Source organism: Aureibacillus halotolerans, from assembly GCF_004363045.1.
GTDB classification, from domain to species: Bacteria; Bacillota; Bacilli; order Bacillales; family DSM-28697; genus Aureibacillus; species Aureibacillus halotolerans.
In genome coordinates this window covers 28099-42230 of sequence record NZ_SNYJ01000013.1, presented here as the reverse complement: position 1 = coordinate 42230, position 14132 = coordinate 28099, and the positions used below count along the sequence as shown (strand labels likewise).

Here is a 14132-nt window from a genome sequence, read left to right as displayed (position 1 = left end):
TATTGACACAAGTAAAAGAAACCATTCAATTAATTAAAGAGCTCGTGCAGATTCCTAGTCCATCCGGAAACACTTTCAAAGTGATTGAATTCGTTGAGGCAATGCTCCAAGAGTGGGAGGTAGAGACGAAACGCAACCGTAAAGGTGGACTAATTGCAACGTTGCCAGGAGAAAATCAGGAAGCCCATCGTATGCTAACAGCCCACGTGGATACGCTTGGTGCGATGGTCAAGGACATTAAACCAAGTGGCAGGCTTGTCCTTGATAAAATTGGTGGGTTTACATTTAACTCTATTGAAGGCGAATACTGTGAGATTGAGACGTCTTCAGGCAGCACATACTCTGGAACGATTCTCATGCACCAAACGTCTGTGCATGTATACAAGGATGCTGGTGAGGCGAAACGAAACCAGGATAACATGGAAGTACGTATTGACGAAAAAGTCAGCAGTGAAGCGGATGTTCGTGCGTTAGGCATTGAAGTCGGTGATTTTGTTAGCTTTGATCCTCGTGTCCAAGTAACGTCAAGTGGGTATATTAAATCGCGCCATCTGGATGACAAAGCCAGTGTTGCTCTTCTGCTTCAATTGATTAAACAAGTGGTTGATGAGAAAATCACCTTGCCGTTCACGACCCACTTTCTGATTTCGAACAATGAGGAAATTGGATATGGCGGCAATTCAAATATTCCATCTGAAACCGTAGAATACCTTGCTGTCGATATGGGTGCGATGGGTGATGGACAAAGCACGGATGAGTACACGGTGTCGATTTGTGTCAAGGATGCGAGTGGTCCTTACCACTATCAGCTTCGACAGCATCTTGTTGCGCTTGCGAAAGCTAATAAGATCGCGTATAAGCTAGATATCTATCCATTTTACGGATCTGATGCATCAGCAGCCATCCGAGCAGGTCATGACATTGTTCACGGCCTCATTGGACCTGGCATTGATTCGTCTCATGCGTATGAACGTACACATGAAGAATCCTTGCAACATACAGCAGACTTGCTATATCATTATGTGTTGTCGAATACTATCACAAAACCATAGAAAATATAAAAATTTGACCAGGGCTGACATCAAGCTCTGGTCTTTTTTTATTTTTTGAAATCGCCGTCGTAACAGCATATAATAACGGTTGTGAATAGAAGATATTTAATTCTGAACAAATGTAAAAATCCGAAAATATAGACTTACAGAATTGACATAATAATATAACAGAAAGTATACTATGTAGTAATTTATGAAAGCGCTTTAATTCATTTGGAGGTGACATGGATGCGATTGGCACGAATACTCATTGTCTTCACCATTTGCTTAGGGTTAAGCGGTTGTAATGTGTTGGCACAAGTTGACTACCCTGATGATGTGATCACATTCTGGCACGCAAACACGGGCGTAGGTCTTGAGGCGACAAATGCCGTTGTCGATGCGTTTAACGAGAGCCAGGATGAATACACAGTCAAGCCAATGTACTCAGCAAGTTCAACAGGGCATGATGAAAAGTTACTCGCCGCTGTTGCTGGAGGCAATCCCCCAGACATTATGCGTTTTGACCGTTTCATGATTGGGGCTTGGGCAGCTGAGGGAGCGTTGACGGATCTTACGGAGCTGGCTGAGCGGGATGGCGTATTAGAGAGACCGTATTACCCGTTTGCAATTGAAGAAGCGACGTATCAAGACAAACTATATGGTTTACCAATTAGTGTTGATTCAAGGCTTGTCTTCTACAACAAGGATCATTTTAAAGCAGCAGGTTTGGACCTCAACGACCTGCCAAAAACGCTTGATGAGCTAGAAGAGGCAGCAGATGTGTTAACAAAAAAGACGGGCAATCGCTTTGATCAAATTGGTTTTATCCCTTGGTATGATCAAGGATCGCTATATACTTGGGGATGGAGCTTCGGCGGACAATTTGTTGACCCTGAGACTGGGAAAGTGACCGCCAATGACGAAGAGATTGTCGCTGCCCTGCAGTGGCTTGTTGATTATGGAGACAAATACGGCGTTGAAGAGATGACGGGGTTTGTTGACTCACAAGGGTCAAATGCGATGGACCCGTTTTTGTCAGGTCAACTTAGCATGACGGTTAGTGGTCCTTGGAAAGTGCCACAAATTAGAAAGTTTGCGCCTGACTTGAATTATGGCGTTTTCCCAATTCCAACCCCGGACGGAAGCGACCCGATTACATGGTCTGGCGGCTTCTCAATGGTCGTGCCAAAAGGAGCACAAAACGTAGATGGAGCTTGGGAGTTTGCGAAATATTTCTCTAGTCAGGAGGGCCAGGAAATTTTCAGTGGCATCATCGGTGATTTTGCCGTTATGGATTCCGCGAACGAAGCCCTCGGGTATACAGATGACCCAATTCTAGGTGAGTTTATCGATATTTTACCGGATGCCAAATATCGTCCTGTGTTACCTGAAGGGGCCTTGTTATGGAACGAGCTGGTCAGCGCGATTGATCACGCCACAAGACATAATGGGACGCCACAGGAAATTTTAGATGATGTCACCAATTACGTGAATCAGAAAATGGAACGGAAAAATCTTCTTCAAGGGGAGGGAGAGTCATGAGCACAAAGGTAAACGTTGAAACAAAGCGAGGTAGGGCCATTCCAGGGAGAGCAATCAAGCGAAAGCAATTGACCGGCTGGCTGTTTGTTTCGCCTTGGATATTGGGGCTGCTGTTGTTTTACGCGTATCCATTGTTCAGCTCCATCTATTACAGCTTCACCTCTTACTCCATTTTGCGAGAAGGTCGCTGGGTCGGTTTTCAAAATTACACCGATTTGTTCAAGGATGATTTGTTTTGGACATCGATAGGAAACACCGTCTATTTTGCGGTTTTGTATGTACCGGTCAGTATTTTTCTTGGGATAGCCTTGGCCATGTTATTGAACATGAACGTTAAGGGTATGTCCGTCTATCGAACCATTTTCTTCCTGCCGACGCTCGTGCCGCAGGTGGCCATGGCCGTATTGTGGATGTGGCTATTAAACCCTTCCTTCGGTCTCATTAACGCCATGCTTGCATTTGTAGGCATCGATGGTCCACCTTGGCTCGGTAGTGAGGCGTGGAGTAAGCCGTCTATTATCTTTATGTCTCTTTGGGGCATGGGGCAAGCGGTCGTCATTTATTTAGCCGGATTAGGGGATATTCCTAAAGATTACTATGATGCGGCAGAGGTTGACGGTGCTGGATGGTGGAAAAAAACGCTGAATGTGACAATGCCTTTGCTGACGCCGGTCATATTCTTTAACCTCGTTATGGGACTTATCGGAGCGTTCCAGCAGTTTACGCTCCCATACACATTAACCCAAGGAACAGGGAGTCCTGCAAACTCATTGACCTTTTATGTGATGTATTTGTATGACAATGCTTTTAAATATTTTAATATGGGTTATGCTTCTGCCATGGCGTGGATTTTGTTCGTAGGCATTATGAGTCTAACCGCCATTGTCTTTTTAACATCAAAACACTGGGTTCACTACCAGGGAAAATAGGAGGCTGTATGTGATGAGATTAACGAAACGGTTTTTTGCCCATTTTGTGCTCCTGCTGGCCTCAGCCTTCTTTCTTATCCCGTTTTTGTGGCTGCTTTCAACGTCATTAAAACCGCTTGAGCAAATCTTCTCGTTTCCACCTGAATGGATACCAGACCCGGTTCAATGGTCAAATTATGCCGATGCGGTAAATTACATTCCCTTTTTTCAGTATTTGTCCAACACGCTCGTCATTACACTTCTGAGTGTCTTGGGTGTGCTCATTTCTTGCCCGCTCGTTGCCTACAGCTTTGCAAAGCTGGAATGGAAAGGGCGGAATGTACTTTTTGCCATCACGATCGCGGTCATGATGATCCCGGCACAGGTCACGATGGTGCCACTGTTTATGCTTTTTAAATCCTGGGGTTGGGTGGGCACAGGGTTGCCTCTCATCGTTCCACAATTGTTCGGGGTCCCTTTTTACATCTTTTTGCTGCGACAATTCTTCATGGGCTTGCCTGATGCTCTCCGTGATGCGGCTAGAATAGACGGAGCAAACGAATTTCGTATTTACTGGCAGGTCATGCTGCCGCTCGCAAAACCCGCCTTGCTCGCCGTCGGATTGTTTCAGTTTATCGGCAGCTGGACCGATTTTCTTGGCCCGCTCCTCTATCTGACAGATCCAAACAGCTACACCTTATCGCTTGGTCTGCAGCAATTCCAAAACCAGCGTGGATCTGAGTGGGGCTTGCTCATGGCGGTATCAACGCTGATGACACTTCCCATTATCGTCATGTTCTTCTTCCTGCAACGTACGTTCATACAAGGCATTACCTTTACAGGGGTCAAACAGTAGGAAGCAACTGCAAAATCAAAGCGCGCCGATCGTAGAAAAGCGATCTGGTGCGTCTTTTTATGAAGACTGCTTTTACAAATTGATTGTGATGATGACGAAGTAATATAAGGACCATTTGCAAAGCGAAGCAGAAATAAAACAAACAAAACTTTTAACATTCAAACAAAAACGGTATGATAAATGTGTTGATTTAGTTTGAATTTTAAGTGAATGGGGAGAGGTCATTGGAAACGAACGTACAGTTGAAATGGTTACAGTCGTCGTCCAAAGTGACAACAGGGGTAACGTGGGGCGTCCCGTGGAAAGAGGGAGTCGTTCCGAAGGGGACTTCATTTTCGTTGGAGGGGGCAGCAGGAGACGAGCAGCACGTCCAAACGTGGCCACTCGCCTATTGGCCAGATGGTAGCATAAAATGGAGTGCGCATGCAGCAACGCTGTCGGATCAAAGTGAATCGTTTACGCTTCGCAAGACAACGGCATCGACAGTACATACGGAGCTGAAGATAGAGGACAACGATGCTGAAATTATTGTCCACACTGGGGTCATCGTCTGTCGATTTGCAAAATCCGGTTCATCTGTACTTTCTACGATTGAACGTGACGGAGTAATTAGGGCAACAGATGCGCAGCTCATCTGTCTGCTCGAAAAAGAGAGCAGAACAAGCGGGGAACTAGTGACCACGGAAAAGCGCTGTGAGAGTGAGATTGACAGTGCTGTGGTTGAACAAGCTGGTCCAATTCGAGCAACCATTTGCGTGAAGGGACGGCACCGATTTGCAAATAGCAAAACGGCGTGGCTGCCATTTACGTTGCGCTTTTATTTGTATGCAGGAGACGCGCAGCTCAAGCTTGTCCATTCCTTTGAATTTGATGGTCAAGCGGAAGGTGATTTTATTAAGGGACTTGGTCTACGCTTCCGTATGCCTTTCTCTGGTCCTTTATACAATCGTCATATTCGATTCACTGGCGATACGGGCTGCTTCAGTGAGGCATCTAAAAATCTGCGAGTGGCAAGGATGAACGAAGCGCATCATAAGTTGCATCTGGAGCAAATAGAAGGGAAATGTCTTCAGCTGAACGATGAGAAGGAGTCATCATTTCTAGAACTTTTGGATGATGCAGCTACGTGGGACAGCTTTAAACTTGTGCAAGATTCTGCTGATCATTACACCATCTCCAAACGAACAAAACCAGTGTGCTCATGGCTGAAAGCAACTGAAGGGCACCGTTCTAAAGGACTCATGTTTATTGGCAGTGAGGGCGGTGGGATTGCGATTTGCGAGCGCAACTTCTGGCAGAAACACCCGACGGCGGTAGAAGTGGAGGGAATGGCATCAGACACCGCACAGGCCACCTTGTGGTTTTGGTCTCCGGATGCACCGCGTATGGATTTGCGTCATTATGATACAGAAACACATCTTCATGCCGCCTATGAAGGGTTTGAAGAAATGCGCGCCACACCGTATGGCATCGCAAATACAAATGAATGTACTTTGTTTATTGAAAATCATACGCCATCCCAACAACAGCTGTTGGCTTATGCAGACACCATTCAGCAACCACCGATTCTCGTATGTGAACCAGCTTACTATCATGAGGTTCAGGCGTTTGGGTACTGGAGCCTGCCGGATCGTTCGACCGAGGTAGGTCATTATCTTGAACAGCAATTGGATGAAATGGTGGCTTTTTATATGAAGGAGATAGAGCAAAGGCGTTGGTATGGCTTCTGGGATTACGGCGATGTGATGCATACGTATGATGGGGACAGGCATGTGTGGCAATATGACGTAGGCGGTTACGCTTGGCAAAACACCGAACTCGTGCCGAATTTGTGGCTCTGGTATTCCTATTTGCGTTCGGGACGAGCAGATCTTTTCCGTTTGGCTGAAGCGATGACACGTCACACGAGCGAGGTCGACATGTACCATCGAGGCGAATACAGTGGCCTTGGCTCAAGGCATAACGTAAGTCATTGGGGGTGTGGCTGCAAAGAAGCTCGCATCAGCATGGCAGGCTTGCACCGCTTCTACTACTATCTCACAGCGGATGAGCGAATTGGCGACATTATGGATGAGGTGAAGGCTGCCGATTATACGACGGAAGCTCTTGATCCGATGAGAGCCTACCATCCAAAGGGTGAATTTCCAACGCACGCTAGAGTTGGACCGGATTGGTCGGCGTTTGTTTCAAATTGGATGACACGCTGGGAGCGGTATGAGGAGGATATCTATTTAGATAAAATAATGGTAGGTATTAAGGATTTAGTTACTATGCCTTACCAAATGAAAACGCTATCGACGTATGGGTATGATCCAAAAAGCGGTCATCTCTATGACATGGGAGACTTTGCAGGGTCGCATTTAGCAATCTGTATGGGGGCGCCCCAGGTGTGGACCGAGCTGTCATTGCTTTTAAAGGATCACACGTGGGAGCAAATGCTAATTGACATCGGAGCTTTTTATCACCTGACACCTGAGGACAAAAAAGCGTTCACGTCGCCGGAGCTGCCGACGAGTGGTTATCATTGGCCTGTCTTTGGGACGGGAATGGCTGCATTTGCTGCGTGGAAAAAGGCAGATGTACGATTAGCAGAAAAAGTATGGACTATTTTATTAGAGACGACACCAGGAGAAGTAAAATTTCAGGATCAGCTCCAACGTGTACCTGAGAATGAGACCATCCGTCCTATAGAGGAGGTGCCTTGGATTTCGACGAATAGCATCTCTCAATGGTCGTTGAACGTTATTTTTTCACTCACCTTTATCCGTGAGCATTTGCCAGAGAAACTAAGCCACAAACATGAAAGGGGCACCGTCTCGTGAGCTATGAAAAAGGATCACTGCTGTATTCAAATGCACTCTCCAGTGAAGAGGATGTCAAGGGCTTTGTCATGGAGGGGGACGGTGTTGTGACGTTTCCCCACCAACGCATGCGTATTGAAAATCTACGACCGCCAGAGGATGGGCAAAAGGCCAACACTGTTTTTTGGTGCCCAGAGACGTTTCCAGCCAACATATCGATCTCCTGGCAATTCTGGCCGATCCGCGAGCCCGGTTTGTGTATCTTATTTTTCGCAGCAAAGGGACAAGGAGGAGAGCACGTGCTAAACGCTGATTTGCAAAAGCGGACAGGCGAGTATTCGCTTTATCACCATGGCGATATCAATGCGTACCACGTGTCCTACTTCCGTCGGAAATATGAAGAAGAACGCGCATTCCAAACAGTAAATCTGCGAAAAAGCTATGGTTTTCACATGGTCACACAAGGTCCCGACCCTCTGCCTGCTGTTCTTGATGCTAGACCACCGTATACGATGGAGCTGTATGTGTTTAACGGCGAAGTTTCATTTCATATCAATACCCTTGAAATCTTCCGCTGGCAGGATGATGGTGTTGCCTATGGATCACTCCTTGAAGGAGGCAGCATCGGTTTCCGACAGATGGCACCGCTCATTGCTGAATATGCGAATTTACAGGTGCATGAGTTGAGGTGAGCATTATGTCAGCTTTCTCAAATCTCATTTGAAAAAACACAAAAAAGAGCGAAACAGCAACGATGCCGTTTCGCTCTTTTTCCTATCACGTGAGTTCAGCCTTATTTCGCTTCAGCTAAGTACTCATCATACGTAATCGACTTATCAAACAGCGTGCCATCTTCTTTAATGTTCATCATTCGGTTTGCAACAGTTTGAATGAGTTGATGGTCATGGGTTGAGAGAATCATTGAGCCTTTAAAATTCGTCAATCCATTGTTCAACGCTGTAATGGACTCGAGATCCAAGTGGTTGGTTGGTTCATCGAGCAACAATACGTTGGCTTTGGACAGCATCATACGCGACAGCATGCAGCGTACTTTTTCGCCCCCGGAAAGGACATTAACTTTTTTCAACGCCTCATCCTTGGCAAACAGCATCCGACCGAGGAAGCCGCGGATAAAGCTTTCGTCCTGCTCGTTTGGTGAGTATTGACGAAGCCAATCAACGAGATTAATGTCATCGCGCTGAAAATAGGCGGCATTGTCTTTAGGGAAATACGACTGAGCTGTCGTCACACCCCAGCGATAGGAGCCGCTATCTGGCTCAAGCTCCCCTGCAAGGATTTGGAATAACGTCGTCTTGGCGACTTCGTTCGCACCAATCAATGCAATTTTGTCATCCTTGTTCATTGTAAACGAAATATTGTCGAGGATTTTTTTGCCTTCAATGGATTTCGAAATACCTTCGACGCGAAGAAGGTCATTGCCGACTTCGCGCTCCTGTTCAAAATGAACATATGGGTAACGACGTGAAGAAGGCTGGATATCATCCAATGAAATTTTATCAAGCAGCTTTTTCCTTGATGTCGCCTGCTTGGATTTAGAAGCATTGGCGCTAAAGCGTTCAATGAACGTTTGTAACTCCTTGATTTTTTCTTCTTTTTTCTTGTTCGCTTCTGATGTCAGCTTCATTGCAAGCTGGCTGGACTCATACCAGAAATCATAATTCCCAACATAAAGCTTGATTTTGCTGAAGTCTAAATCAGCAATATGTGTGCACACATGATTTAAAAAGTAACGATCATGGGACACGACGATGACGGTGTTCTCAAAATTGATAAGGAACTCTTCAAGCCATTGAATGGCCGCAATGTCCAAATGGTTAGTCGGCTCATCAAGAAGAAGGACGTCTGGTTCGCCAAAAAGCGCCTGTGCAAGAAGCACTTTCACTTTTTCGCCACCAGTGAGCTCAGACATTTTCAGTTGATGCAGCGCATCTTTAATGCCTAGACCTTCAAGAAGACGGGCAGCCTCAGATTCAGCCTCCCAACCGTTCAATTCAGCAAACTCTCCTTCAAGCTCAGCAATTTTCATGCCGTCCTCATCGGAAAATTCACCTTTCATGTAAATGGCATTTTTCTCTTCAATAATTTGGTAGAGACGCTGATGCCCCATAATGACGACATTGAGCACAATCTCTTCCTCGTAAGCAAAGTGATCCTGCTTTAGGACAGCAAGTCGTTCTCCAGGTCCCATTGACACATGACCGCTTTGTGAATCGAGTTCACCGGAAAGGATATTTAAGAAGGTTGATTTTCCAGCGCCGTTCGCACCAATCAACCCATAGCAGTTCCCGGGTATAAATTTAATATTTACATCTTCAAAAAGCTTTTTATCGCCGAAGCGTAAGCTGACATTATCCACTGTGAGCATTCCTGCACACCTCCGTACAAAATTATCAAGTATAGCGGGCAACTTCTTCATTATGCCCATCTTATCAATTATAACAGATGTGTAAACAAGTTTCGATAGATCAAAGAGACGGAGCGTGGAAATTTACAAAGATGTAAAAATGATCACTTGCTTGTTTGTTAAAAGGCGGACATGGGTAAACATCTATATTACTTTTGCCCTAATTTTTCTATGGCCACAGCGAGCGTACGCTCAAAATGTAAAAACTGAAGCTCAGTGGGATTGACGGCAAGCTCTATTGACATAGTCGACGACATGCCAGTTAGAACAGCGTAGACCCCAATTGTATCTAGAGCATTTGCCATGTCAACAAGGTATCGAGGTTGAATCGAATGCACACCAGATACATCAATGACGAGGTGCTTTACACGCATTTGACGACATTTTTCCACGGTTTGTTCCAATAGACGGCGAGCATACGCTTTGTCAATATGCCCTACAAGTGGACATATTGCGGTAGCGTCATTCAAAGGAATCAACGCGACCGGTGCTCGTGCCAATAGGGCAGTTGATTCTTCGAATTGCGTATGTAAATTTTTTGATAAGTCGGTGACGTGTTGAATGTATGTGGCATCAATGGCGTCGTTCATAAGCTGCCGGACATCATTCGCGTTTGTTTCATCGGTGTCGATCGATTGAGCTGTGTCTTCCCACCAAGCATTCATTTGTCGACGTAAATACGTCAAACTGTACAAAGGTTGCTTGAAGTCTTTGCTGTCTTCCGCAGTAGTAGGAATCATATGTTCACTTTTATCATCGTCTTCATTTGATACTAATAGGCTAGCAATGTAATCAATGAGGTCACCTAGCATATGTAGGGTAGCGCCATCCATTCCGTTCTGAAAATCGAGGGAAAAGGACGCAACGACTTTGTCGAGTATTGGTTTTTTGTGAGATTGGAGTTCTTGAGCTACATTGATTTTATATGAATTTTTCATAGGCAATCCTTTCCGTCTGGATAAGCAAACAGTCCTATGACCAATGTACAAAACATCTGTGACGTTGATAAGAAGTATATTTTTATATACCTAAGATGAATTCATAATGGCACCATAGCAATTAAACCATTTGATTGTTGGGGAGAACGCGTAATCAAGTGGTCTGTAGTGGCGACCTGCGAGCCTTCTTGACGTGTTCCGCAACTTGCGAAGTCTGACTGGGGTCGGTCGTTCCACAAATCATAGACAAGCTTTAACTTTTTGAAAGTAAACTAAGGTGATTGCACGCGCAACTCGCCTGCTTATGCAGAAATACAATAGGAGAAAGGTTGATGGTTATGAATCCAACGGTAGATCATGTTCAAACCGCTCTAGAGGTCGTTTGTGGAAAATGGAAGGGCCTTATTCTCATCAATTTGTTGGACGGGCCAATGCGATTTAGCGAGTTAAAAAAAGAGATTCATGGCATAAAGCATCAATCGCTTATAAAGCAGTTAAAAGAGCTTGAAAGGGATGGAATTATAAAAAGGACAGAGTATCCTGAAAGACCCCCGAAAGTAGATTACCGTTTAACACCATATGGGGAAAGTGTTCGGATGGTTTTGCAAACCTTGTCCTCTTGGGGAGCTGGACATTTGACGAAGCAGCAAGCCAACTAGTCCTACCATTTGCTGTTGTCGTGTTTCAAAAGAAAAAACCCACGGCAATTTTCCGTGGGTCTGATCAAGACGCTTGTTTTTTACGCTTTTGAATGTTTGGATAGCTCGACGGCACGAATGATGCCGTCTTCTGCGTTATAGACAAACGAAAGTGTGTAATCATCTAACGTGTAAATTTGCCTGAATACATAGGTGTCTCCAGGTACCGGAAGCTTGTCCGAGGATGGGCCGAGCGTCTCGACGACAGCCTCGATTGACAAGTCCTTAAGTTCGGGCTGCATGGAGCTAATCATGGTCGCCTTTTCGGATGACTTATCAAAATAATACGTGATGTGTTTGTCAGTAAAGGAAAGAATGGTATAGTCTGACGTCTCGTCAAGAGTTCCATTCCCTAGCTGTTGTTCTACTGTACTCATAGACGTATCAGAGGCTAGAGACTGGCCGTTAAGTTGACCATTTCCAGCATCATCGTACATTTGCTTCAGCAAGTCTTCATTTTTATCTTCGAGCTCTTCGGTTGTTTCGGGAGATGAATTTTCCTCCTCGGCGGCATTCTGACTAGCATCAGTCTCGGCAACGGGTGGCAGAGAAGCCGCTTGTTGACATCCCGTAAGAACCACACAAAAAAGAAGAGTGCATAATAGTATAGTGGCTTTCAATAACATTCGTCCTTTCAACAGAACAGGGTCCCTGCTCTAAGTTTCGCATTCCATCGAGAGTATGGTCATTATAAAAGAGCTTGCTTACTTACAACAAGTAACATCATACCACAAATTCACTCTCTGTCAGCGACTCCACCCTTTCAATAATCGCTATTGTCGTACATATGGCAGTGTGCTACATTGTCCATATTCAAGCGATGTCATATTTGCTTGTGCATACCATGACACATTTTTGGCATAGAATACATTCTCTAGACGAATTCAGAGTGTAGTTAAAGCCAAAAATGCAAGACAGAATTTGAATATACTAGGCAGAATGAAAACGCTTGTCTTATCTAAGCGCAAAGTCTTGGCAGGCAGCGGAGTTGCCATAAGGGCAATGAGCACCGGACAAGGCAAAGCAACGAAGCAAGCGAGCGTTTCTCATCTGCCTGAAAAGTGAATATGAAGGGGTGGGCCCATTGAGTGAAACGTACAAGATGAACATTGCTGGATTAACAAGGGAATTGCCTCTCGTTCAAGTTGCACTTGATCTTAAAATCGCTAGCTTTGTCATTTTAGGGGATGCGGAGATCGTAGAAGCAACAGCCCCACTTCTCATCAAAAAGCTACCGAAAGTAGAGCTTCTCGTTACAGCTGAAGCAAAAGGGATCCCACTTGTGTGTGAGATGGCGCGACTTTTACACATGCCGCGGTATATAGTTGTTCGCAAAAGCCATAAGCCTTATATGCATCGACCGTTAGAGAGTGACGTCGTATCGATCACAACGCAAAAACGCCAGACGCTTTATTTGGATCATCAGGACGCTTTGTTGTTGTCAGGAAAAAGGGTGGCACTCATCGATGACGTCATTTCAACTGGCTCCTCATTAAAGGCGTTGGAAACCATTGTGAATAAAGCTGGCGGAGAGGTGGTAGCTAAGGCTGCCGTACTAGCAGAAGGTGATGCAGCTGAAAGAGAAGACATTCATTTTATTGAAAAACTTCCATTGTTCCCACATCATTTGGAAAACTAAACTGCTTTTTTCAGCAGGGGATAGGACAAACCTTTAGGACCTGGTGCGAAGTATATAAATGTAAGTAATGGTAGTCAATGAAGGAGGAGACACGTATGATCAGAAAAAAAATCGTAGCCGCTGCGCTATTTTTTTCCGTTCTTCTCATGATGACCCCTGCCTATGCAGATGTTGCAGTAGGTGATGTCATCGTCACATTGGGAGAGGATCTTACACAAGAACAAAGACAAACCGTCTTAGAAGACATGGAAGTAAACGAAAATGAAGTGACCATCATTACCGTTTCCAACGAGGAAGAACATCAATATTTAGGTCAATACATTCCAAAGGCTCAGATTGGTTCAAGAGCCCTTTCATCATCGAAAATCACATATACAAGTCCCGGAAGTGGATTAAACGTTACGACAAACCATATCACCTATGTCAAGGACAATATGTACACGAACGCATTGATTACCGCCGGTGTTAAGGATGCAGATATTTATGTAACCGCACCGTTTGATGTATCAGGGACAGCAGGTTTAACTGGGATTCTGAAAGCGTACGAAGTATCTACGAATCAACAGATTCCAGAAGAACAAAAGCAGGTCGCCAATGAAGAAATGGTAAAAACGGCAGAATTGGGCGAGGCTATTGGTAGTGATGAAGCCAATGCCTTAATGGCGGAAATTAAACAGCAAATTGCCGAACAACAGCCTGCCACCGAAGCGGAAGTGCAGCAAATTGTCCAACAGACCGTAGAAAACAGTGGACTTACCATTGATCCACAATGGATTGAGCAGCTCACTGCGTTGTTTAATCGCATGAAGGACCTTAACATCAATTGGGACGAGCTCGGGCAACAGATTGATCAGGCAAAGGACAAATGGACAGATTTTATCAATTCAGAGGAAGGGCAGAATTTTTGGGAACAAGTCAAAGCGTTTTTTGTTTCCATATTTAATTTCTTAGCTAACCTTTTTAGGTCCATTGCGTCATGGTTCCAATAACAGGCTGGTGACAAACGCTCGCTTTCTTTGTTACGTTGCCTTGTCCGGTGCTCATTGCCCCAAAGGCAACTCCGCGCCACCCAAGGCTTCGTGCCTTGAAAGACAAGCGTTTTCACTCAGCCTGCTTTCACTTGGTGACAAACGCTCGCTTTCTTTGTTACGTTGCCTTGTCCGGTGCTCATTGCCCCAAAGGCAACTCCGCGCCGCCCAAGGCTTCGTGCCTTGAAAGACAAGCGTTTTCACTCAGCCTGCTTTCACTTGGTGACAAACGCTCGCTTTCTTTGTTACGTTGCCTTGTCCGG

General features: G+C 45.2%; 12 protein-coding genes. 9 read left to right on the top strand and 3 right to left on the bottom strand.

Annotated elements, in window-relative coordinates; translation table 11 throughout:
• Positions 1 to 2: 2 nt before the first annotated feature.
• The 6 genes from EV213_RS14410 to EV213_RS14385 all read left to right on the top strand — a co-directional run bounded on the left by EV213_RS14410 (position 3) and on the right by EV213_RS14385 (position 7833).
• On the top strand, positions 3 to 1052 hold the full coding sequence (locus tag EV213_RS14410) for a M42 family metallopeptidase (RefSeq protein WP_133581255.1): 1050 nt from the start codon (positions 3 to 5) through the stop codon (positions 1050 to 1052).
• Positions 1053 to 1280: 228 nt separating this feature from the next.
• Positions 1281 to 2576, top strand: a complete 1296-nt coding sequence (locus tag EV213_RS14405; RefSeq protein WP_133581254.1) for an ABC transporter substrate-binding protein — start codon at positions 1281 to 1283, stop codon at positions 2574 to 2576.
• Positions 2573 to 3505, top strand: coding sequence for a carbohydrate ABC transporter permease (locus EV213_RS14400; RefSeq protein ID WP_133581253.1), 933 nt, complete (start codon positions 2573 to 2575; stop codon positions 3503 to 3505). The genes EV213_RS14405 and EV213_RS14400 overlap by 4 nt, the downstream gene beginning before the upstream one ends.
• A gap of 13 nt (positions 3506 to 3518) precedes the next feature.
• Positions 3519 to 4340 (top strand): carbohydrate ABC transporter permease, encoded by an 822-nt coding sequence (locus EV213_RS14395; protein WP_133581252.1) that lies wholly within the window; start codon positions 3519 to 3521, stop codon positions 4338 to 4340.
• A 224-nt stretch (positions 4341 to 4564) separates the two neighbouring features.
• Positions 4565 to 7162, top strand: coding sequence for an exo-rhamnogalacturonan lyase family protein (locus tag EV213_RS14390; RefSeq protein WP_133581251.1), 2598 nt, complete (start codon positions 4565 to 4567; stop codon positions 7160 to 7162).
• Entirely contained in the window at positions 7159 to 7833 is a 675-nt protein-coding gene (locus EV213_RS14385; RefSeq protein ID WP_208112764.1) for a DUF1961 family protein, read from the top strand. The genes EV213_RS14390 and EV213_RS14385 overlap by 4 nt, the downstream gene beginning before the upstream one ends.
• A 101-nt stretch (positions 7834 to 7934) precedes the next feature.
• On the opposite strand, the gene EV213_RS14380 is transcribed toward EV213_RS14385, so the two are convergent.
• Together EV213_RS14380 and EV213_RS14375 are read right to left on the bottom strand one after the other, a co-directional pair.
• A complete protein-coding gene (locus EV213_RS14380) occupies positions 7935 to 9527 on the bottom strand; it encodes an ABC-F family ATP-binding cassette domain-containing protein (protein WP_133581250.1) in 1593 nt (530 codons plus the stop codon).
• A gap of 188 nt (positions 9528 to 9715) precedes the next feature.
• Complete coding sequence (locus EV213_RS14375) at positions 9716 to 10504, bottom strand: STAS domain-containing protein (RefSeq protein WP_133581249.1); 789 nt, start codon at positions 10502 to 10504, stop codon at positions 9716 to 9718.
• A 332-nt stretch (positions 10505 to 10836) separates the two neighbouring features.
• On the opposite strand from EV213_RS14375, the gene EV213_RS14370 reads away from it, so the two are divergent.
• Positions 10837 to 11163: a winged helix-turn-helix transcriptional regulator gene (locus EV213_RS14370; protein ID WP_133581248.1), complete on the top strand. Its 327-nt coding sequence runs from the start codon at positions 10837 to 10839 to the stop codon at positions 11161 to 11163.
• A gap of 80 nt (positions 11164 to 11243) precedes the next feature.
• Here EV213_RS14370 and EV213_RS14365 read toward each other — a convergent pair whose 3' ends face one another.
• Positions 11244 to 11822, bottom strand: a complete 579-nt coding sequence (locus EV213_RS14365) for a DUF4309 domain-containing protein (RefSeq protein ID WP_166639328.1) — start codon at positions 11820 to 11822, stop codon at positions 11244 to 11246.
• A gap of 464 nt (positions 11823 to 12286) precedes the next feature.
• Between EV213_RS14365 and EV213_RS14360 the strand changes: the two genes are divergently transcribed.
• Complete coding sequence (locus tag EV213_RS14360; protein WP_243740177.1) at positions 12287 to 12841, top strand: phosphoribosyltransferase family protein; 555 nt, start codon at positions 12287 to 12289, stop codon at positions 12839 to 12841.
• A gap of 98 nt (positions 12842 to 12939) precedes the next feature.
• Positions 12940 to 13830 (top strand): DUF1002 domain-containing protein, encoded by an 891-nt coding sequence (locus tag EV213_RS14355; protein WP_133581325.1) that lies wholly within the window; start codon positions 12940 to 12942, stop codon positions 13828 to 13830.
• The last annotated feature ends 302 nt before the right edge of the window (positions 13831 to 14132 follow it).

Coding starts and splice junctions, on each gene's coding strand:
- EV213_RS14375 (WP_133581249.1), bottom strand. CDS start 10,504: ATGAAAAATTCATATAAAATCAATGTAGCTCAAGAACTCCAATCTCAC.
- EV213_RS14400 (WP_133581253.1), top strand. CDS start 2,573: ATGAGCACAAAGGTAAACGTTGAAACAAAGCGAGGTAGGGCCATTCCA.
- EV213_RS14370 (WP_133581248.1), top strand. CDS start 10,837: ATGGTTATGAATCCAACGGTAGATCATGTTCAAACCGCTCTAGAGGTC.
- EV213_RS14380 (WP_133581250.1), bottom strand. CDS start 9,527: ATGCTCACAGTGGATAATGTCAGCTTACGCTTCGGCGATAAAAAGCTT.
- EV213_RS14395 (WP_133581252.1), top strand. CDS start 3,519: ATGAGATTAACGAAACGGTTTTTTGCCCATTTTGTGCTCCTGCTGGCC.
- EV213_RS14405 (WP_133581254.1), top strand. CDS start 1,281: ATGCGATTGGCACGAATACTCATTGTCTTCACCATTTGCTTAGGGTTA.